Consider the following 19,662-nt stretch of genomic DNA (forward strand, 5'->3'; position numbering starts at 1 on the left):
AATCCCGCCTGCGTCTGGGGGTACCGCCCACGCGCGCGCAGCGCGCTGTGGGGGAGCCTGGCACGCACGCTCGCTGCGTTGTCGGGATCGACCGAATAGGCCCACTATGCGGTCGACCCTCCGCCTTGCGATCGCACGCACCAGACGCCTGGGGGTACCGCCCACGCGCGCTTGCGCGCTGTGGGGGAGCCCGCCCACAGGGCGGACGGCGCTCTTTGCCAGACAGGGCCTGGCCCGCGGTCCGTACGGTCAGGCGGGGACGGGCCGCGGGCTCAGCTTCCGTCCGGGTACACCCTGTTCGTGATCTCCACCGCGTCCTGGTGCACCAGCCAGCGCGTCAGGTACGCCCAGCCCGCGTGCATCGCCACCCACTCCTCCCGGCCCTGGTACGGGTCCGCGTCCTCGGGCGCGTACGTCCGCCCGTCCGCGTGCCGCTCCTGCATCGCCAGCGCCCGGCCCGCGTGCAGCCGCTCCCAGTAGGCGCCGCCGGTGCTCGCCAGGCCGTCGAGCCGCAGCTCGCGCGCCACCACGTCCATCGCGACGAAGTCCATCCGGCGCGAGGGGCCCCAGCTCGTGCCCTGCGGGAAGTAGATCTCGTCCGAGCCGCGCACGTACATCGTGCCGCCGGGGGCGGCGTACGGCGGGCTGGTGAAGCGCCGGTCGGCGAGGGCGGCGTAGACGACGTCGAAGTTGTGCAGGGCCGCGCGCGGGGCGGGCTCGCCGGCGAGCGCGGAGGTGAGGACCGCATGGGTGTTCTGCACGGCGGTGGCCATGTAGTCGGGGTGGACGATGCCGTGGTTGACGACGAGGCCGTCCTCCTCGGCGTTCCAGCCCCCGACCCAGCGGGACACCGGCTTGCCGTGCAGCACCCGGCTGCTGCCGAGGTCGGAGGGGCGCGCGAAGGCGGAGATCATCAGCTCCAGGTTCGCCTGCCGCCAGGCGGGCGCGTTGCTGTGTTCCGGCATCATCGCGGTGGCGACCTGGAGGAGCATCGCGTTCCACGAGTTCTCCTCGGCCTTGCTGTCGCCGGGGGTCTGCTCGACGCCGTCGCGGTCCTTCCAGTACGGCACGGTGTAGCCGCGGAAGCGGTCCGCCTCGTACGCGGTCATCGCGCGCACCCACTCCCGCTCCGCGGGCGCCAAGTCGTCCCAGAGCAGCCAGCCGGCGAACCCGGCCATCGCCGCCCACAGCGCGCTCTGCCACGCGTCGCCCCAGCCGCCCGCCTCGGTGGCGCGGTGGTGCCCGGCCACCGAGGTGAGCAGGCGCACGGCGATCGCGCGGGCCCGCGGCTCCGGGACGCCGGTGCCCGCCGCGTCGTACGCGCCCGTGGCCAGCGCGGCGGCGAGCGCGAACGCCTCGGCGGCGACGGGGCGTACCCGGTGCTCGCCGGTGCCGCCGAGGTCCAGCAGGCCCTCGTCGCCCTGGTCGCCGAAGCGGTCGTCGTACCAGGTCGTCAGCGCGTAGCGGTTGGCGTTGGCCAGGATCGCGCGCAGCCGCGCGGCGTCCGCGCCCTGCGGCGGCCCCTCGTCGAAGTCCCGCCAGTCGATGGGCACGACCCGCGCGGACGGCGGCGGCGCGGGCGGCGCCGCCGCACCCGCGGGGAGCGCCGGGAGCCCGGCGAGGAGCGTCGCGAGCAGCGCGACGAGGAGCACGAGACGCGGCCGCCGGCCGCTTCCTGCAAGACCCATGGCGCTGCCTCCTCCGGAGCCGTACGACCCGTCCCTCCGGAAAGTAACCGCTTGCTACGACCTCGTGAACCCCTCCCGCGCCCGGCCCGCCCGCGGCCGCCGCCCGCCGATCGCACATAGTGGTACGCACCGTACGAACCGAGGAGGCCCCGCCCCGTGTCCCTGTTCTGGCGGATCTTCGGGCTCAACGCCCTGGTGCTCGGCACCGCCACGGGCGTGCTGATGCTGGCGCCCGTGACCGTCTCCGCGTCGGTCCTGCTCGCCGAGGCCGTGGTCCTGGTGGCGGGCATGGGCGTCATGCTCGTCGCCAACGCCGCGCTGCTGCGCGTCGGCCTCGCCCCGCTCGAACGCCTCACCGGACTGATGGCCACCGTCGACCTGCTCCGCCCCGGCCAGCGGCTCACCGTGCCGGGCACCGGCGACGTCGCCGACCTCATCAGCACCTTCAACGCCATGCTCGACCGGCTGGAGGCCGAGCGCGCCGCCAGCACCGGGCGCGCACTGTCGGCGCAGGAGGCCGAGCGGCGCCGTATCGCGCAGGAGCTCCACGACGAGGTCGGGCAGAGCATGACCACCGTGCTGCTGGAGCTGAAGCGCGCCGCCGAGCGCGCTCCGGACTCGCTCCGCGAGGACCTGCGGCGGGCGCAGGAGACCACCAGGGAGAGCCTGGAGGAGGTGCGCAGGCTGGCGCGCCGGCTGCGCCCCGGGGTGCTGGAGGACCTGGGCCTGGTCAGCGCGCTGACCTCGCTGGGTACGGACCTCGCGGGGCACACCGGGATGCGGGTGGAACGGCGCCTCGATCCGGAGCTGCCGGCGCTGGACCCGGACGTCGAGCTGGTGCTCTACCGCGTCGCGCAGGCGGCGCTGACGAACGTCGTCCGGCACGCCGCCGCGGACCGGGTGGAGCTGAGCCTCGTGCGCACCGGGTCCGCGGTGGAGCTGCGGGTCGCGGACGACGGCCGCGGGGTGGGCGCCGCCCGCGAGGGCGCCGGGATCCGCGGCATGCGCGAGCGCGCCCTGCTGGTCGGCGCGGCGCTGGACGTCACGCGCGCCCCGGGCGGCGGCACGCAGGTGGTGCTCACCGTCCCGGCCGGCGGCCGCCCCCGCGCGGAGGCGCCGGACGGCGGCCAGGCCCCGTCCGCGGCGCGGCGGTAGCCGAACGGAACCGGCCACCCGTTCCGGCCCCGGTCCCCTCGTATCGGACCACGATCACCTCGTACGGCATCTGCCGGATGAAATCGATTTCGGCTACGGTCCCCTACCAGCGGGCGCCCGGGGGACGTACGCCGCGCACACGGGGGGTGTACGTCCCGGGCGTCCGCCCCGGCACCCGAGGAAACGAGGAACCATGCACGACACCCCCTGGCCGGTGGTACGCCGCTACCGAGGCGACCGGCTCGCCCACATCGCCATGCCGGTCGGCGGCATCGGCACCGGCTCCATCGGCTTCGGCGGGCGCGGCCAACTGCTCGACTGGGAGCTCTTCAACCGGCCCGCCAAGGGCTTCACCCCCGACTCGTTCTTCTGCCTGCGCGCCGAGGGCGCCGCCGGGTCCTTCACCCGCGTCCTCGAATCGGCGCTGCTCCCCGGCGAGTACGCGGGCCACGGCGGCAGCCCGTCCGCGCTGCACGGCCTGCCCCGGTTCCGCGAGGGCGAGTTCGCCGCCGCCTACCCCTTCGGCCAGGTGCGGCTCACCGACCCGGAGCTGCCGGTGGCGGCCACCGTGCGGGTCTTCAACCCGCTCGTCCCCGGCGACGCCGACGCCAGCGGCATCCCCGCCCTCGTCTACCGGGTGACGGTCCGCAACACCGGCGCCGGGGAACTGGCCGTCGACGTCTGCGGCAACCTCCAGCACGTCGCGGGCCGCCGCCCCACCGGCGGCCTGCCCGCGGGCAACGCCTTCCGCCTCGTCGAACTCGACGGCGCCACCGTGCTGTCCGGCCACACCACCGAGGTCGCCGAGGGCGACGAGAGCTGGGGCACGCTGGCGCTCGCCGCCCTCGAAGACCCCGTCACCAGCCACCGGCTGACCTGGGCGCGCCGCTCCTGGGGCGACTCGCTGCTGGACTTCTGGGACGACTTCGCCGCCGACGGCCGGCTGGCCGAGCCCGCCGAGGGCGCCCGCGTGCCCACCGGGTCCCTCGTGGTCTCCGACCGCCTCCCGGCGGGCGCCGAGCGCGAGTTCACCTTCGTCGTCGCCTGGCACTTCCCGCACCGCCGCGGCTGGAGCCACCGCTTCCAGGGCCCGCCGGACTACGGCCACAGCGCCGACACCGTCGGCAACCACTACGCCACCCGCTACACCGACGCCGCCGACGTGGTCCGCAGGATCGCGCCCCGGCTGCCGGACCACGAGCGCCGCACCCGCGCCTACGTCGAGGCCGTCACGACCTCCAGCCTGCCGCCCGCCGTCCAGGACGCCGTGCTCTCCAACGCCGCCGTGCTGAAGACGCAGACCTGCTTCCGCATCGCCGACGGCACCTTCCTCGCGTGGGAGGGCGGCAACCCCGACCACGGGAGCTGCCACGGCAGTTGCACCCACGTGTGGAACTACCAGTACGCGCTGGAGCAGCTCTTCCCCGACCTGGCCTGGACGATGCGCGAGGTCGAGTTCGCGCACGCGCTGGACGGGCGCGGCATGATGAGCTTCCGCGCCGGGCTGCCGCTGGACCGCGAGGGCACCGGCTGGCGGATCGCCGCCGCCGACGGGCAGATGGGCGCCCTCGTCCGGCTCTACCGCACCTGGCGGCTGACCGGGCGCGACGACCTGCTGGCGGCGCTCTGGCCGGGCGCGCGCCGGGCGCTCGAGTTCGCCTGGATCCCGCTCGGCTGGGACGCGGACCGCGACGGGCTGATGGAGGGCTGCCAGCACAGCACCAGCGACGTCGAGTACTACGGGCCGAGTGGCGTCAACCAGTCCTGGTACCTGGCCGCGCTCGCCGCCTGCGAGCGGATGGCGCGGGCCCTCGGCGACCACGCCTTCGCCGCCACCTGTGCGGAGGTGCTGGCCGGCGGCGCGGCCAGGACGGACGCCGAGTTGTTCAACGGCGCGTACTACGAGCAGAAGGTGCTGCCCGCCGGCTCCGAGGACAACATCGCCGACGGGCTGCGCATCCGCTACGACGGCGACAACCCCGACGTCGGCTCCGACGACCTCGTCGACCCGGACCTGCAGATCGGCCCCGGCTGCATGGGCGACCAGCTCGCCGGCCACACCTACGCCGTGCTCTGCGGCCTCGACGACCGGCTCGACGCCGCGCACACCAGGACCGCACTGCGCAGCGTGCTCCGGCACAACCACCGCGGGGAGTTCCACTCGCACATGAACCATCTGCGCACCTTCGCGCTCGGGGACGAGCACGGGCTGCTGAACTGCACGTATCCACACGGCGGCCGGCCGACGCGACCGTTTCCGTACTGCAACGAGGTGTGGACGGGCGTGGAGTACACCGCGGCCCTCGGGCTCGCCGCGCAGGGCGACCGGGAGGCGGCGGAGCACGTGGTGGCGGACGTCAGGGGCCGCTACGACGGCCGGGTGCGCAATCCCTTCAACGAGGTGGAGTGCGGCAACCACTACGTGCGCTCCATGGCCTCGTTCGGGCTGGCGCACGCGTGGCCGCGGACCGTGGTGGACGCCGGCGCCGGGACCGTCGAACTCGACCCGCTGCCGGGCCGCTGGCCGGTCGTCGCCGGGGGGCACGTGGGGACCGTACGCGTCACCGCGGGCCCGGAAGGGGCCGCGGCGGAGGCGGTGTGGGAGTCGGTCGCGGAGGGGAGCGGAGGGCCGCTCGCGGTCCGGCTACGCGCCGCGGCCGCGGGCGCGGGCCAGGCCGCCGCGCCGCCGCCCGCGTAGCGGGCGCCCCTGCCCGTACGGCCCGGGGCGCCCGGCTCGTACGGGCAGGGGGCTCCCGGTCCGCACGGAGGGGCAGACCGCCCGCGTACGGCACGGAAGTCCGCCCCGTGCCGCCCTGAACGGCCTCGCCCGCGGCAGCCGTTCGGCGATTGCGCGTGCACGCCTCTTGACCCCCGCGGCGACGCGCTGCTTCCATGGCTGGCCATCAGGCAAGAAATCGATTTCACGCCCTGTTCCGCCCGTACATGCCGAAAAGTCCGCGCTGCCGAAAACCGGCGCAGGACCAGCGAGAGGAGCCGCAATGGGTTGGGTCGGACCGGGAGGAATGTCGCGCCGTCAGGTGCTGCGGTCGCTGGGCGCGGCGGCGCTCGCCGCGCCCGCCGCGGGGAGCCTGGCGGCGTGCGGGGGGTCGGCGTCGGGGGACTCGTCCTCGCTCGACCTCGTGTATCTGGGCGACGCCACCCAGCAGGAGGCGTTCAACGCGCTCTTCGCCGAGTTCAACAAGTCCAGGCCGAAGGTGAAGATCAAGGCCCGCGGCATCGCCGCCGAGACCTGGGGCGACTTCGCCAACACCGTCTCCACCCAGATCGCCGGCGGCAAGGTCCCCGACATCGTCCAGGTCGCCACCGAGGGCCAGCGGCTCTTCGCCTCCAAGGAGCTCCTGGAACCCCTCGACCCGTACCTGGACCGGGACAAGAAGATCGTCGAGGACTACTTCTCCGACACCGATCCCAAGCTGAGGGAGTGGACCGAGACCTACGGCTCCACCGACGGCAAGACGTACTACATACCCGGCGGCTACAACACCTCGGTCCTGTACTGCAACACCAAGGTCTTCGCCGACGCCGGCGTCGACCTGCCCGAGGCGGAGTGGACCTGGGACGACTTCCGTGCCGCAGGCGAGCGCATCAAGGCGAAGACCGGCGCCTTCCTGCTGCCCGCCGGCTTCGCGTTCCCCTTCCTCGACATCATGCCCTGGCTGCTCACCAACGGTGCCAGCACCCACAACGCCGCCTGGGACGAGGCGACGTTCGACAGCCCCGCGGCCGTCGAGGCCGCCGAGTACGTCAAGAGCCTCATCGACGCGGGACTTTCGCCCAAGCCGGGCGGCAACTTCAACGCCGCGGGCCAGCTCCGGAAGGGCAAGCTCGCCACCTTCGGCGCCGGCCGGTGGGCCACGCTCGACATGCGCCGGCTGGGGCTCACAGACTCCGTGCGCATCGTGCCCTGGCCGAGCAACACCCGGGCCGGCGCCACCGTCGGCTGGGACGGCTGGCCGATCCTGCGCGCCTCCAGGAACAAGGACGCCGCCTGGGAGTTCCTCACGTGGATGATGTCGAAGGAGGCGTCCACCTTCTACGCCTCCGCCGGCGGCACCAACATCCCCGCCCGCAACTCGGTGGCCGCAGGACCGGCGTTCACCGACGACGCCCCGGCCGGCACCGAGAACCTGCCCGCCGCCCTCGGCTACGGCACCCCCATCCCGTCGCCCGAGCGCGGCGCGGAGGCCCAGGCCGCCATCACCCAGGGCTGGCAGGCGGCCATCCTCGGCAACCAGCCCGCCGCCGAGGCCCTGGGCAGCGCGAACGACAAGCTCAGCGGGCTGCTGTGACCCTGACCCAGGCACGGCCCAAGCGGGCCGCCGCCCCGCGCCCGGCAGGGCGCGGCGGCGGCCGGTTCCGGCGCGGCGAGTGGGTCGGGTACGCGTTCCTCAGCCCGGCGCTGCTGCTCTTCCTCGCCTTCGTGGCCGGGCCGTTCGTCGTCGCCATCGTGCTGGCCTTCTTCAGCTGGGACATGCTCACCCCCGCCGAGTTCAACGGCGTCGGCAACTTCACCGAGATGTTCTCCGACCCGCTGCTCTACGAGGCGCTGGCCAACACCTTCGTCTTCGCCTTCGCCTCCGTCCTCACCCACCTCGGCGGCGGGCTGCTGCTCGCCATGGGCGTCAACCGGATGATGAACAGGGCGCTTTCGTACTTCGTCCGCACCACGCTGTTCTTCCCCTTCGTCATCTCCTGGGCCGCGGTCGCGCTGCTCTGGAAGTACGTGCTCGACCCGACGTTCGGGCTCGTCACGCACTACGCCGGCGAGATCGGCGTCCAGCCGCCCGAGTGGTTCACCGACCCGGCGTGGGCGCTGCCCGCCATCATCGCGATCGACTTCTGGCACACCATCGGCTTCACCTTCGTCATCATGCTCGCCGGACTGCAGACCGTGCCGCGCGAACTCCACGAGGCGGCACGCGTGGACGGCGCCCGGCCGCACCAGGTCTTCTGGCGGGTGACCCTGCCGATGATGTCCCCGACGATCTTCTTCGCCGCCGTCGTCACCTTCATCGGGGCGTTCCAGATCTTCGACCCCGTGCAGATCATCACGCCCGACGGCGGGCCGGAGAACTCGACCATCACCATCGTCATGTACCTCTACCAGAAGGGCTTCCAGTCCTTCCAGATCGGCTACGCCGCGGCCGTGTCCATCCTGGTCTTCGTGATCATGATGGCCGTCACGCTGCTGCAGTTCTGGGGCTCGCGGAAGTGGGTGCACCAGCAGTGACCGTACGGATCCGCAGCCGCCGGCGCGTACGCCCGGCCCCTCTGCTCCTCGAACTCCTCCTGGTCGCCGTCGGGCTCGTCATGATCGCCCCGCTGGTCTGGCTCGTCGTGCAGAGCCTCACGGCGGAGGAGGCGGCCTTCGAGCTGCCGCCCAACTGGATCCCCAGGCCCTTCACCACCGACAACTTCGCCGCCGTGCCGGACGCGATCCCGTTCGGCCGGATGGCGCTCAACAGCCTCCAGGTCGCGGTGATCGCCACGGTCGGCTCGCTGCTGGTCAGCGTGCTCGCGGCGTACGCCTTCTCCCGGCTCACCTTCCGCGGCCGGGACGGGATCTTCCTCGTGCTGCTCAGCGCGCTGATGATCCCGGCGCAGATGACGGTCATCCCCGTCTTCGTGCTCATGCGCAACCTCGGCCTCATCGACTCGCTGCCCGCGCTGTGGCTGCCCGCACTGATCAACGTCTTCTCGATCTTCTTCTTCCGGCAGTACTTCAACACCATCCCGCGCGAACTGGACGAGGCCGCGTGCATCGACGGCGCCGGGCATCTGTGGATCCTCTTCCGGATCATCGTGCCGCTGTCGGGTCCCGCGCTCGCGGCGATGGCGATCCTGACGTTCCAGGCCGTCTGGAACAACTACCTCGGCCCGCTGATCTTCCTCAGCACCCCGGAGAACATGACGCTGCCGGTGGGGCTCGTCACCCTCCAGGCCAGCCACGGCGGATCGCCGGTGGTGGTGTTCGCGGCGATCGCGGCGGTGGTGGTGCCGGTGCTGGCGCTGTTCCTGGTCTTCCAGCGCTCGTTCGTGGCGAGCATCGCGCAGGCGGGACTGCGCGGATGAGGCGGCACGCGACGGCGGGCACGACGCCATCGGCCCCGGTTCCCCCTCCGGCCCCGTCGCCGGCCGCCGAGGACGACGTGCTGCGGCGGGTGCTGCGCGGTGCCTGGCCGAGTCTGCCGGCGCTGGCGGTCGCGGGTGCGGCGGTCTGCGCCGCCGGCACCGTCGCCGTGCTCCTCGCGCCGGGCGTCACCCCCGTCTCCGTACTCGTCGCCGCCGTGCTCACCGGCCCCTGGCTGGCCGCGCTCACCGCCGCGGCCGACCGGATCGCCGCGGACGGCGAGACGGGGCTCCGCGACTGGGCGCGCGGGCTGCGCGCGCTGTGGCGGTTCGGCGCGGCGCAGACACTGGTGCCCGCGGTGCCGGCGGCGGCGTTCCTGGCGGCGCTGTCGCTGTGGCAGCAGTCGCAGAGCCCCTGGCTGCTGCCGTCGCTGGCCGCCGGGGGCGCGTGCGCGGTGGCCGGGCTGCTCGCCCTGCCCGCGGCGCTGTCCCTGGGTGCCGCCCGGCCGGTGCTGCGCGGCCGGCTGCTGTGGATCTGCGCGGCGCACCTGGCCGCGCGCCATCCGGCGCGGTTCCTCGCCGCCCCGTCGCTGGCGCTGCTGGGCCTGTGGGCCTCGCTGCGCTGGACGGCCTCGCTGCTGCTCCTCGTCCCGCCACTGGTGGCGCTCGTCGCGGCCGCCGCGACGGCGACGGCCCTGGCGCACCACGCCGCGGCCGCCGCCGGGGGAGGGGAGCCGGACCGGGGCTGACGGCGTACACCCGGCGCCGGCACGCCACCCGTACGCCGTCAGCCCCCTGCCGCCGCCGGGGCCCCGGTGCCGCTCAGTCGTCGTGGCGGGCGATGCGCTCGTCGTTGAGGGCGTTCACGGCGCCGCGTGCGTCGCCGATCGTGGCGTAGTCGACGGCCACCAGGTTCACCGGCCGGCCGCGGGCCCGCTCGCACTCGCGGGCCCGGTCCAGCACGAAGTCGCGGGCGTTGATGTGGCCGGCGTCCAGGCGGCTGCCGCCGCTGTTGGTGATGAAGTGGTTCATGAGGAAGAGCCGCTTGTCCTCGCCGCCGCGGTTCGGCGCGCACGTCATCTCGGCCGGAGTGCGGAAGGAGAACGGGGTCTCCATGCCGTAGCGGTAGAAGTTGCGGTACCAGGGCGCGGGGCCGTCGGCCTTCTCCGCGAACACCACCAGGCGGCGGTCCGCGTCGATCATCTCGCCGAGCGTGGGCCAGGGCTTGTCCGGGTCGTCGTCGGGTGTGAAGACCACGTCCTCCAGTCCCGCCTTGCGCATCGCGGCGGCGGTGTCGGCGCCGCTGATGCCGTCCTGGACCACCAGCGTGACCACGTCCGACGGGTTCTGCTCCAGCCAGTCGCCGATCTTCTCCAGCTCCGGGACCAGTGGCAGCGCGCCGCCGCGGCAGACGGCGTGGCAGAGCCAGGTGCCTTTGCGGGGCGGGTCGACGGTGTTGAGGACGGAGCGGATCTGCCGCTGCATGGTCGGGGTGAAGTCCGACTCCGCCAGCCGCTCGGTGATCTCCGGCGGGGTCTCCCAGCGATGGGTGTCGATGAGCAGGGCGCGGACACCCCCGTTGAGCTGGCCGGTGATCGACGGGTCCTGCAGCGGGGCGATGAAGCGGTCCTGGGAGGTGGCCATCGCGTTGTGCGAGGCGAGCTGGGCCACTTCGTCGTAGCGCAGCTCGCACAGTTCCTCGCGTCCGTTGCAGCGGCGGTCGGATTCGCCGCCGAAGGCGCTGGGGACGAAGACGGCGCCGGCCAGCGCGGCGGCGACGAGGCCGACCGCGCCCCAGCGGTAGCGCGGCGGCAGGGGCGACGCGGGCGCGGGCACGGGCGGCCAGGCGGCACCGGGTCCGGCCGGGCCCGCCTCCCCGCCGTCTGCTTGATCCGTCTCCGGTGTCGCACCGGCCTCCGGCCCGCCGGCCTCCCCGGTCGCCGGCTCCGGGCCCGCCGCCGCCTCCGCGTCCCGTTCGGCCGCTGCGGCCCGCGCGGCGGCGAGAGCGGTCGCTCTGCGGTGCCACAGCCAGCCGCCGGCGGCCAGCAGGACCCCCGCTGTCAGCGGTACCGCCGCGGTCGTCAGGGCGACCGTGTAGAGCCGGTCGAGGGCCGTGTGCTGTACGTCGTCGAGGAGCCGGGCGGCGGAGTCCGGCCAGTTCCGCGGCGCGGCGGCGATGCTGCCGCCGACCATCCCGCGCACCACCAGGGCCAGCACGAAGGTCAGTGCACCGCCGCATGCCAGTGCCCCGCCGATGCGCACCAGCCGGCGGCCGGGGGCGCGTGGCCCGTACCGCCACAGCACGCCCAGCGAGGCCAGCCCCAGCAGGATCGCGCCGGTCTGCACCCAGCCGAGGCCCAGCTTGGTGAAAGCGCGGGCCTCCCGCGCCGGGCCCAGCTCGTCGCCGTCGCCGGAGCCGAACTCCGAGGCCAGGTCCCACGACACTCCGTCCGCCGTGTTCCGCAGCGCGGAGGCCGCGCTCTCCTCCCGCCCGGAGAAGAGCGCGGGTCCGACCTCAGCGAGCGCCGTGGCCAGGTCCCCGACACCGAGCGCGGCGAGCAGCCGCGGGCGCAGCTCCGCCCGCTCGTCCGCGGGTACGGCCCGCAGCACGGTGTCGGTGGCGGTCTTCGCCTGCTCCTCGGTGAGGTCGAGGGTCGGCAGGCCCTCGGGGCGCTCGCCGTCGGCGATCCGGTCTACGGCCTCGCCCAGGTCGGACTGGAAGGCGGCGTAGTCGGGGGCGGGCTTGTCCTGGAGGTTCGCGACGACGTCGGCGAAGTGGACGTTGCCGACCGCGCCCAGGTTGTCGAGCACCGGCCGCAGGTCGACCTCCAGGGTCAGGTCGTCCTTCTCGCCGCGCAGGTAGGCCACCGCGTCCCCGATGACATCCTCGGCCAGGGCCCGCGCGGTGGTCGGCGGCAGGACGGTCTTGAGGTTCGAGGTGACGACGGACTCGGGTACGGGCAGCCGGGCGAGCAGGTCGCGGGTGACGCCCGATGCCTCGGGGTCGACGAGCACCTGGTCGTAGAGCCGGTCGTAGGCGTGCTCCCGGTCGAGCGCGGCCCGGTAGAAGCCCGCGTCGGCGACGGTGGAGCGGGCCGTACCCGCGATGACCAGCACCGCGGTGGCGAGCGCCGCGACCACGAAGGCGAGCCACCGCAGGACGACGGCGTCCCGCGGCGGCGCGGCCTGTCCGACCCGCCGCACGATGCGGGCGAGCCGGACTCTGAGCTTGTCGAACGGGGTCATACGCGGTTCCTGCCTGCTCTTGCCCCCCGAGCCTACGGGCTGCGCGCGGGAAACGCCCCGGACCGTGATTCCGCACCCGCCGCCGGGCGCCCCGGGTCAGGGGCCGCGGGGCGAGGACGTCCCGCGGGGACGGCGCCCCGGCCGGCCCGCGTGGTGTCCCGACCGGCTCAGCGCGGTGGGACCACCTTCGTACAGCCGGTGTAAACGTCAGGTCGTCGCCGCGGATCAGCCGTCGCCGCCGTTGCCCGCGAGCACGCTGTACGGGACCGAGCCGCCCAGGGCGCGGATGGTGGCGGCGGCCAGGCCGATCTCGTCGGCCGTGCCGTGCTCGGTGACGGCGGCGCGGGATGGCACGGGCCTGAACGACGCCTGTTCATCGCCGGACCAAAACCGTCCGTGACCGGGCGGATCGGAACGTGATCAGGTCGCGATGAGCGTGAACTCCACCTCGGGCACGGTCCCTCCGGTCCGGGTGTCGCTGAGCGCGGCGCCCCACTGCGTGAACTCCGGGGTCTTGTCGCGGTAGCCGCGGTTGCCGCGCAGCGTGATCCGCGTCGAGTCGCGCACCCCGACCGCGTACGGGTACGGGCCCTGCACGGTGGCGACGCGGAAGAGCACCGAGCCGGCGAGCAGGACGTCGGCGCAGCGCTCGATCTCCACCGCCTGCGAGCGCCAGCCGTAGATGTGGTCCTCCGTCTGCAGGCCGAGGAAGGACCAGTTGCGGACCCCGCGCAGCACCACCTCGCGCGTCTCGTGGTGCTCGACGGACACCTCGTACAGCCGCGTCGGCACGTCGGTGTCCTCGACCAGCAGCCCGTTCTCCGCCCAGCCGTTGATGCTCCACACACTCGCCATCGCGCCGCCCCCGCCGCGCACCCAGATGCCGTACTTGTGCGCGCCGCGGTACGCGTAGCCGGGGTCGCCCGACTGCACGTCCTCCGGATGCCACTTCACGAACTGCGTGACGATGTCCGCCAGATACGAACCGGCGCCGGACCGCCACAGCAGGTTCACGGAACCCGCCGTCCGCCGCGCGGTGTCCAGGCCGAGCCCGCTCACCGTGTTCCGGCCGCCGTGCGGGGTGGCGACCAGCGCGCGCGGCGCGTCCGGGTCGGCGAAGTGCGGGTGGCCGTCGGCGGCGAGCAGCCACGTCTGCCGCGGGTGCAGCCCGATCAGGTTCGTGCGGGACCGCAGCCTCAGGGTGTCGGTGAACAGGTACTGCCCGATCGGCACGAACACCGTCTCGTGCCGGTCGACCGCCGCCTGGAAGACGTCGAGGTCGTCCTCGCCCGCGCCGATCGTCCGGCCCATCTCCGCGGCCACGTCGGCGACGCTGACCCACTCGCGCACCGGCGGCGGCGCGGGCGTGTCCGCGCGCAGCCCGGCGCGGACGAGGGAGCCGGGCGCGCCGCGGACGAGGTCGGCGTACACGCCCTCGCGCCGCGACTCCCGCCGGCCGAGCGCGTGCTCGACGCGCAACCCGTACGTCAGCTCGCGGATCCTGCCGGACGGCCGCGGGCCGCGGGTGCGCGCGCCGCTCTGCGCGAGGAGCAGCAGGTCGCCGGTGCCGGCGGCGGTGCAGTCGAGGAGGGTGAGCTGGTTGCTGCGCCGGATCAGCTCGTTCTCCGCGCCGGGCAGCGCGTCGCTGTCGTTGAGCACGGCGACGGCGTCGCTCACGCCGTCGAAGTGGGAGTCCTGGACGTAGAGGTGCTGCCACTGGCCGGGCGCCGACTCGAACGCCCGCGGCGTACCGGAGAACACGGTCCGTACGACGACGAGCTTGGCGTCGTTGAACATCGACACCGCCGCCCGGCGCTGGCCCTCGAACCGGCAGTCCAGCAGCGTCGTCTGCCAGCCCGCGGACGCGGCGTACGCGTGCAGCCCGACCTCGCCGCCGCGCACCCGCACGCGGTGGATCAGGTTGGCGTTGTGGTCGATGCCCGCGCGGGCGTCACCCGCGTCGATGTCGAGGTCCTGGAGCAGGCACGACTGCGCCCCACCGAAGCGCACGGCGATCGCGTCCGGGTTGCCGGGGCCGATGCGGATGCCGAGGTTGACCAGGCCGGAGCCGAAGGTGTCGTTGTTCGCGTACGACACGGGCCCGCCGACCGGCCGCCGCCGGAAGGAGAACACGTCGCGCGCCGTCCCCGCGGCGTACCCGGGGGTGGCCGCGCCGAGCACGAACACCGGCCGGCGGGCGCCGAACCCGACGATGCGCACCGAGTCGTGCACGTCGACGGGCCCGGTCAGCCGGTACGTGCCCGCGGGGACGAGGACGACGCCGCCGCCGTCGCCGTGCGGGAAGTCGCGGGCGCCGCCGAGGATGTCACCGAGCTTGTTGGCGATGCCCCGGCGCGACGCCTCGTCGACGGCGGCCTGGAGCGCCGCGGTGTCGTCGCCCTCGCCGTCGCCGTGGACGGCGAAGCCGGGCCCGCCGAGGAGGACGGCGCCGGGGTCCGGCGGGCGGTCGGTGTACGACGAGCCGAAGCGGACCGGGTCCCACGACGGCCCGCCGGCCGTCGCGGCGGCGTCGGGAGCGGAGCCGGCGGTGGCGGCGGTGGCGGATGCGGCGGCCACTCCGGCGGCGAGGCCGCCGAGGGCGAGCGCCGTGCCGCCGGCGGCGGCGCCGCGCAGCACGCCGCGGCGGCTCAGGGCGGATGAGGACGAGGACATCGCGGCTCCTGCGGCAGGAGGGAACGTACGGGAAGGGAGGGCGGTCACTTCAGACCGGTGTGCGCGAGGCCCTCCACGAACTGGCGCTGCGCGAAGACGAACACGGCCAGCACCGGCAGCGCGGTCAGCGACGCGGCGGCGAGCTGCACGTCCCACATCGGGCCGCCGTAGGCGTCGGTGAACTGCGTCAGCGCCTGCGGCAGCGTGAACTTCTCCGGCGTGGAGAGGTACACGATCGGCTCCAGATACAGGTTCCAGCTGTGCAGGAACGTGAAGATCCCGACCGCCGCCAGCGCCGGCCGCGCCAGCGGCAGCGCGATGCGCCAGTAGAGGGCGAAGCGGCCCAGGCCGTCCATCCGCGCCGCCTCCTCCAGCTCGACCGGCAGCGTGATGAAGAACTGCCGCATGATGAACGTCGCCAGCACGCTCGGCGCGCCGAGGATCGGCACCAGGACCAGCGGCCAGTGGGTGTCCGTCAGCCCCCAGTCGTTGAACATCTGGAAGAGCGGCACGATGGTGACCTCGCTGGGGATCAGCAGGCCGGTGAGCACCACCAGGAAGAGCGCGTTCTGGCCGCGGAAGCGGATGCGCGCGAAGGCGTAGCCCGCCATCGACGACACCGCGAGCGTGCCGATCGTCACCACCACCGCGATGTACATGCTGTTCCAGTACTGCTGCGCGAACGGCTGGAGGTCGAAGACCCGCTCGTACGCGCCGAACCCGGGGTCGCCGGGGAACAGCGACGGCGGGAACGCGAAGATCTCGCTCGCCGGCTTCAGCGAGGACGTCACCATCCACCACGTCGGGAAGACGAACGGGACGAGGAGCACCAGCAGCACCCCGTAGAGCACGAGCCTGGCGCGCCGGGGCAGCTTATGACTCATGGAAGACCCACTTCTTGCGCATCTGCCACTGCACGACGGTGAGCACGAGCACGATGAGGAAGAGCAGCACGGAGAGCGTCGCGCCGTAGCCGAAGTGGTGGAACTCGAACGCCTGCTGGTAGAGGTAGTAGACGAGGACCGTGGTGGAGTTGCCGGGGCCGCCCTGGGTGAGCACGGCGATCTGGGCGAACACCTGGAGCGAGCCGACCACCGTGATGATCGAGGTCAGCAGGATCGTCGGGCTGATCAGCGGCACCGTGATGCGGAGGAACTGCCGCCACCGCCCGGCGCCGTCCACCGTGGCGGCCTCGTACAGCTCCCGCGGCACGCCTTGCAGCGCGGCCAGGAACAGGACCATGTTCAGGCCCACGTTCTTGAAGACCTGCACGACGATCACCGAGATCATCGACGAGGTCTCGCCGCGCAGCCAGTTGGGCCCCTCGACGCCGATCAGGTCGAGCCCGGCGTTGATGCCGCCGTTCTTCTGCAGCAGGAAGCCCCACACGATCGTCCAGGCGACCAGCGAGACCACCACGGGCGAGAAGAACAGCGTGCGCAGGACGATACTGCCGCGCAGCTTCTGGTTGAGCAGCACCGCGAGCGCCAGCGCGAGGCTCAGGTTCAGCACCACCAGGCCGACGGAGAAGAACGCGGTGGCGCGCAGCACGCCCGGCAGCTTGGGGTCGTCGGCCAGCGCCCGGTAGTTGTCCGCGCCGACCCCGTGGAAGCTGCCGGCCAGCACGTTCCACTCGTGGAAGCTGTACCAGAAGACCAGGATCAGCGGGATGAGGACGAACAGGACGCTGCCCAGCAACTGCGGGGCGATGAACAGGTAGCCGGCCAACTGGTCCCGGCGGCGGGCGGTCCAGAAGGGCCGCCGGGAGCCGTCCCCGCGCGGGCGCGGGTCCGCCGCCTTGGCCCGGGCGCGTTCCAGGGTCGCCATGGCGGCGCCGTCACTTCTCCAGTTGCGGCTGGATCGCCGAGCAGACGTCCTGGAGCGTCTTCGCCACGTCGGCGTCCGGCTTCCAGAGCGGGTCGAGCGCGGCGCGTACGGCGTCGAAGAGCTCGGCCTGGTTGGTGTGGGTGGGCTTGACCTTCCCGTTCTCGATGCCGCCGATGACGACCTCTTCGAGCTGCGCGGGCTTGAGCTGCGGGTTGCTCTTCGCGAGGGTGTCCGCGTCCAGTTGGGAGGCGCGGGCCTGGGGGAAGTAGCGGCCGAGTGCGGCGGAGTTCTTCTCGTTCGTCATGAACGCCAGGAAGTCGACGGCCTCGTCCACGTGGTCGCCGTTGCCGAGCACCCCGAGGCCGGCCTGCCCGATCACGTCGTACGGGCCCGCCGGACCCTCCGGCAGCGGCACGAAGTCCCAGCCGAAGCTGTCGTCCAGCAGCGAGGCGCGGCTGATCTGGGTGACGGTCATCGCCGCCTCGCCGGCGAAGAAGTCGGCGGTGGTGCCCGGCGCGGGCATCGCCTCGTCAGTGAAGATCGCGTCGTGCAGGAAGGTCATCGCCTCGGTCATCTCCGGCTCGTCGAACGCGCACGTCGTGCCGTCCGCGCTCCAGGGCTCGGCGCCCCAGCCGTCCCAGACGGTGGCCAGGTTGTCCCACATCTTGTAGTCGAAGTCGCGGATGACCATGCCGGCTTCGCCGGTCTCCTTCCGTACCGCGCCGCCGACCTTCGCGACCTCCTCCCAGGTCCACTTGGATTGCTCGATCAGCTCGGCCGGGGTGGGCTGGCCGGCGTCCTTCAGCATGTCCGTGTTGACGAAGACGCCGAACGGGGAGGTGGAGAAGGGGTAGGCGTAGAGCTTGCCCTCGTGCTGCCAGAGCTTCTTCGCCGCCGGCAGTACGTCCTTGTCGTCCTCGATCTCGGCGAGTGCGCCGGAGGCGACGAAGTCGGGCGCCGAGTTCTCGAAGATCCAGGCCAGGTCCGGGGCCTTGCCGCCGGCTATCTGGGTGGTCAGCGCGGTGGTGTAGCTCTCGACCGGCAGGGTGTCGAACTTGATCTCCTTCACCTCCGGGTGCTGCTTGCGGTAGTCCGCCGCGATCCCGTCGAGGAGCTTCAGATGCTCCTCGTTGCCGGTCCAGATGGTCATGCGCAGCGTGACCGGGCCGCCGTCGGATCCGGAGCCGCCGTCGGAGCCGCCGCACGCGGTGAGCGCGAGCAGGCCGGCGGCGGCGAGGACGACGGGCTTGCCGCGGACGAGGGTTCCCCGGCCGGGCCGGGTGCGAAGCCGTGAGGGTGAAGACATGCGGGTGCCTCCTCGGATGTCGGTTCTGTGGGTGACCGTCGGTCAGTAACCGCTGATGTCGGGCCAGCGCAGCTCGACGCCGTGGGCGGTGAGGGTGCGCTGGAAGTCCTGGAGCAGGCGGGGGGTGTTGCGTACGGCACGGGGCGTGAGGCCGTGCGCGACGCAGTGGGCCGCGAGCAGTCCCGCGGCCTCGCCGATGTTCCACTCGACGGGGTGCAGGCGGTAGCAGCCGTTGGTGATGTGGGTGGTGCCGATGTTCTTGCCGGCGGGCAGCAGGTTCTCCGTACGCCGCGGGAGCAGCGCGCCGAGCGGGATCTCGAACGGGCTGGACGGCACGTCGATGTAGGTGTCGCGGCCGGTGGAGGGGTGCAGGTCGATGCGGTACATGCCGATGCCGACCGAGTCCGGGTAGCTCACCGCCCCCTTGCCGCCGCGCACGTCGAGCGACAGGTCCTGCTCCACGACGGTGTACTCGGCCCGGATGCGCCGTGACTCGCGGATGTACGGGGCCATCGCCAGCCCGTCCGCGCCGCCGCCGGTGACGTCGCCGCGCAGCCGCAGCCCGGGGAAGCCGGTGCCGCCATCGGGGCGCGGGGCCTCGGTCTGCATCCAGTACAGCAGCGACAGCGACAGCCCGCGGGCCTCCGCCAGCCGGGCCGCGGCGTCGGGCACGTCGACGACCGGGGCCTCGAAGTAGTCCACCATCGGCCAGTTGACGAGCGTGACGTCGCTGGCGTACGCCCCGGGCGCGAACTGGTCGCGGGCGGCGATCCGGCGGAACGTCCACAGGTTCGTGTCCCCGCCGCTGCGCCGCTGGTCGGCGACGACGGCGAGCGGGTCGTCGCCCGGGTTCGGGGTGAACTCGCGCTCCACCAGCTCCAGCGTCCGCGGGTGCGGGGCCCGCCAGGACAGCAGCGGAGCGCCCCAGAACTCCGGCTCGTAGTCGCGCCAGAAGCCGTACGAGGCGGGCCGGTCGATGGTGTGGTCGCCGTCGACGTGGTCGACCGCGAAGCAGTACGACACCGCCTGCATGTTGAGCGGCTGCGCCTCGTCCGGGCCGCTGGGCTCGCCGGTCTCGGCGCCGGACTCGAAGCCGGTGACGTACTCGGTGCCGGTCAGCGGCAGCAGCTCGCCGGTCTCGGTGGCGTCCAGCACGTACGGCGCGGTGAGCACCAGCGGCTCGCCGCCGCCGGGGCGCTCCACCGTCACCGAGACGACCCGGTCGCCGTCCGTCTCCGCGGCCACCGGGCGGTAGGGCTGCAGCACGGTCAGCCGGCCCGCGCCGCGGTACGGGGCCAGCAGCTCGTCGATCACCGCGACGGCCACCCGCGGCTCGTGGCAGAGCCGGCTGACGTGCCCGGCGCCCGGGTTGAGGTCCGGCTTGGCGCGGGCGGCGGCCGTGAGCGGGTAGTGGCGGCGGTAGTAGTCGCGGATGCCGTCGCGCAGCGCCCGGTACGAGGCGGTGGCGCCGAACTGCTCGATCCAGGTGTGCTCGTCGGGGGGCACGGCCTGGCTGGTGAGCTGGCCGCCCAGCCACTCGTACTCCTCGGTGAGGATCACCGAGCGGCCGGCGCGCAGCGCGCCGAGCGCTGCGGCGACGCCTCCGGTGCCGCCGCCGACGACGAGGACGTCCGCGTGCATGGGTCTCCTTGGGGTGCTGAGTGGGAGGTTGGGGGC

Annotated in this window: 14 protein-coding genes; 6 read left to right on the forward strand and 8 right to left on the reverse strand. The window is 73.4% G+C overall.

Going from position 1 to position 19,662, the window contains the following annotated elements; all coding sequences use genetic code 11:
- Nucleotides 1-272: 272 nt before the first annotated feature.
- On the reverse strand, nt 273-1,688 hold the full coding sequence (locus DMB38_RS32810; protein WP_125938221.1) for a hypothetical protein: 1,416 nt from the start codon (nt 1,686-1,688) through the stop codon (nt 273-275).
- 156 nt (nt 1,689-1,844) lie between these two features.
- Here DMB38_RS32810 and DMB38_RS32815 point away from each other — a divergent pair, with 156 nt between their 5' ends.
- The 6 genes from DMB38_RS32815 to DMB38_RS32840 all read left to right on the forward strand — a co-directional run bounded on the left by DMB38_RS32815 (nt 1,845) and on the right by DMB38_RS32840 (nt 9,682).
- Entirely contained in the window at nt 1,845-2,843 is a 999-nt protein-coding gene (locus tag DMB38_RS32815; protein WP_125938222.1) for a HAMP domain-containing sensor histidine kinase, read from the forward strand.
- A 193-nt stretch (nt 2,844-3,036) separates the two neighbouring features.
- Nucleotides 3,037-5,541, forward strand: a complete 2,505-nt coding sequence (locus DMB38_RS32820) for a GH116 family glycosyl-hydrolase (RefSeq protein WP_125938223.1) — start codon at nt 3,037-3,039, stop codon at nt 5,539-5,541.
- Between the two features lie 325 nt (nt 5,542-5,866).
- Nucleotides 5,867-7,153, forward strand: coding sequence for a sugar ABC transporter substrate-binding protein (locus DMB38_RS32825; RefSeq protein ID WP_240662592.1), 1,287 nt, complete (start codon nt 5,867-5,869; stop codon nt 7,151-7,153).
- On the forward strand, nt 7,150-8,094 hold the full coding sequence (locus DMB38_RS32830; RefSeq protein WP_125938224.1) for a sugar ABC transporter permease: 945 nt from the start codon (nt 7,150-7,152) through the stop codon (nt 8,092-8,094). The genes DMB38_RS32825 and DMB38_RS32830 overlap by 4 nt, the downstream gene beginning before the upstream one ends.
- Nucleotides 8,091-8,936: a carbohydrate ABC transporter permease gene (locus DMB38_RS32835; protein ID WP_125938225.1), complete on the forward strand. Its 846-nt coding sequence runs from the start codon at nt 8,091-8,093 to the stop codon at nt 8,934-8,936. Before DMB38_RS32830 ends, DMB38_RS32835 begins: the two co-directional genes overlap by 4 nt.
- Entirely contained in the window at nt 8,933-9,682 is a 750-nt protein-coding gene (locus DMB38_RS32840) for a hypothetical protein (RefSeq protein WP_240662593.1), read from the forward strand. The genes DMB38_RS32835 and DMB38_RS32840 overlap by 4 nt, the downstream gene beginning before the upstream one ends.
- Nucleotides 9,683-9,755: 73 nt before the next feature.
- Here DMB38_RS32840 and DMB38_RS32845 read toward each other — a convergent pair whose 3' ends face one another.
- From DMB38_RS32845 to DMB38_RS32870, 7 genes are all read right to left on the reverse strand, one after another.
- Nucleotides 9,756-12,179 (reverse strand): hypothetical protein, encoded by a 2,424-nt coding sequence (locus tag DMB38_RS32845; RefSeq protein WP_125938226.1) that lies wholly within the window; start codon nt 12,177-12,179, stop codon nt 9,756-9,758.
- A gap of 225 nt (nt 12,180-12,404) precedes the next feature.
- Nucleotides 12,405-12,533 carry a hypothetical protein gene (locus DMB38_RS37585; RefSeq protein WP_276314983.1) on the reverse strand — a complete coding sequence of 43 codons (129 nt, stop codon included), beginning with the start codon at nt 12,531-12,533 and terminating at the stop codon, nt 12,405-12,407.
- Nucleotides 12,534-12,599: 66 nt separating this feature from the next.
- Complete coding sequence (locus DMB38_RS32850) at nt 12,600-14,852, reverse strand: glycosyl hydrolase family 28-related protein (RefSeq protein WP_125938227.1); 2,253 nt, start codon at nt 14,850-14,852, stop codon at nt 12,600-12,602.
- 44 nt (nt 14,853-14,896) lie between these two features.
- A complete protein-coding gene (locus tag DMB38_RS32855) occupies nt 14,897-15,736 on the reverse strand; it encodes a carbohydrate ABC transporter permease (RefSeq protein ID WP_125938228.1) in 840 nt (279 codons plus the stop codon).
- A complete protein-coding gene (locus DMB38_RS32860) occupies nt 15,726-16,679 on the reverse strand; it encodes a sugar ABC transporter permease (RefSeq protein ID WP_125938229.1) in 954 nt (317 codons plus the stop codon). The genes DMB38_RS32855 and DMB38_RS32860 overlap by 11 nt, the downstream gene beginning before the upstream one ends.
- A gap of 10 nt (nt 16,680-16,689) precedes the next feature.
- The gene (locus DMB38_RS32865) at nt 16,690-17,985 is read right to left on the reverse strand and encodes a sugar ABC transporter substrate-binding protein (protein WP_125938230.1); all 1,296 of its coding nucleotides are present in this window, start codon (nt 17,983-17,985) and stop codon (nt 16,690-16,692) included.
- A 42-nt stretch (nt 17,986-18,027) separates the two neighbouring features.
- Nucleotides 18,028-19,626: an FAD-dependent oxidoreductase gene (locus tag DMB38_RS32870; protein ID WP_125938231.1), complete on the reverse strand. Its 1,599-nt coding sequence runs from the start codon at nt 19,624-19,626 to the stop codon at nt 18,028-18,030.
- Nucleotides 19,627-19,662: the final 36 nt, after the last annotated feature.

Origin of the sequence: Streptomyces sp. WAC 06738, assembly GCF_003945505.1 — a bacterium.
Lineage (GTDB): Bacteria > Actinomycetota > Actinomycetes > Streptomycetales > Streptomycetaceae > Streptomyces.

Bases quoted from the DNA above. Each gene is read 5' to 3' on its own strand.
- DMB38_RS32810 (WP_125938221.1), bottom strand. From the start codon at position 1,688: ATGGGTCTTGCAGGAAGCGGCCGGCGGCCGCGTCTCGTGCTCCTCGTC.
- DMB38_RS32820 (WP_125938223.1), top strand. From the start codon at position 3,037: ATGCACGACACCCCCTGGCCGGTGGTACGCCGCTACCGAGGCGACCGG.
- DMB38_RS32825 (WP_240662592.1), top strand. From the start codon at position 5,867: ATGTCGCGCCGTCAGGTGCTGCGGTCGCTGGGCGCGGCGGCGCTCGCC.
- DMB38_RS32840 (WP_240662593.1), top strand. From the start codon at position 8,933: ATGAGGCGGCACGCGACGGCGGGCACGACGCCATCGGCCCCGGTTCCC.
- DMB38_RS32845 (WP_125938226.1), bottom strand. From the start codon at position 12,179: ATGACCCCGTTCGACAAGCTCAGAGTCCGGCTCGCCCGCATCGTGCGG.
- DMB38_RS32850 (WP_125938227.1), bottom strand. From the start codon at position 14,852: ATGTCCTCGTCCTCATCCGCCCTGAGCCGCCGCGGCGTGCTGCGCGGC.
- DMB38_RS32855 (WP_125938228.1), bottom strand. From the start codon at position 15,736: ATGAGTCATAAGCTGCCCCGGCGCGCCAGGCTCGTGCTCTACGGGGTG.
- DMB38_RS32860 (WP_125938229.1), bottom strand. From the start codon at position 16,679: ATGGCGACCCTGGAACGCGCCCGGGCCAAGGCGGCGGACCCGCGCCCG.
- DMB38_RS32865 (WP_125938230.1), bottom strand. From the start codon at position 17,985: ATGTCTTCACCCTCACGGCTTCGCACCCGGCCCGGCCGGGGAACCCTC.
- DMB38_RS32870 (WP_125938231.1), bottom strand. From the start codon at position 19,626: ATGCACGCGGACGTCCTCGTCGTCGGCGGCGGCACCGGAGGCGTCGCC.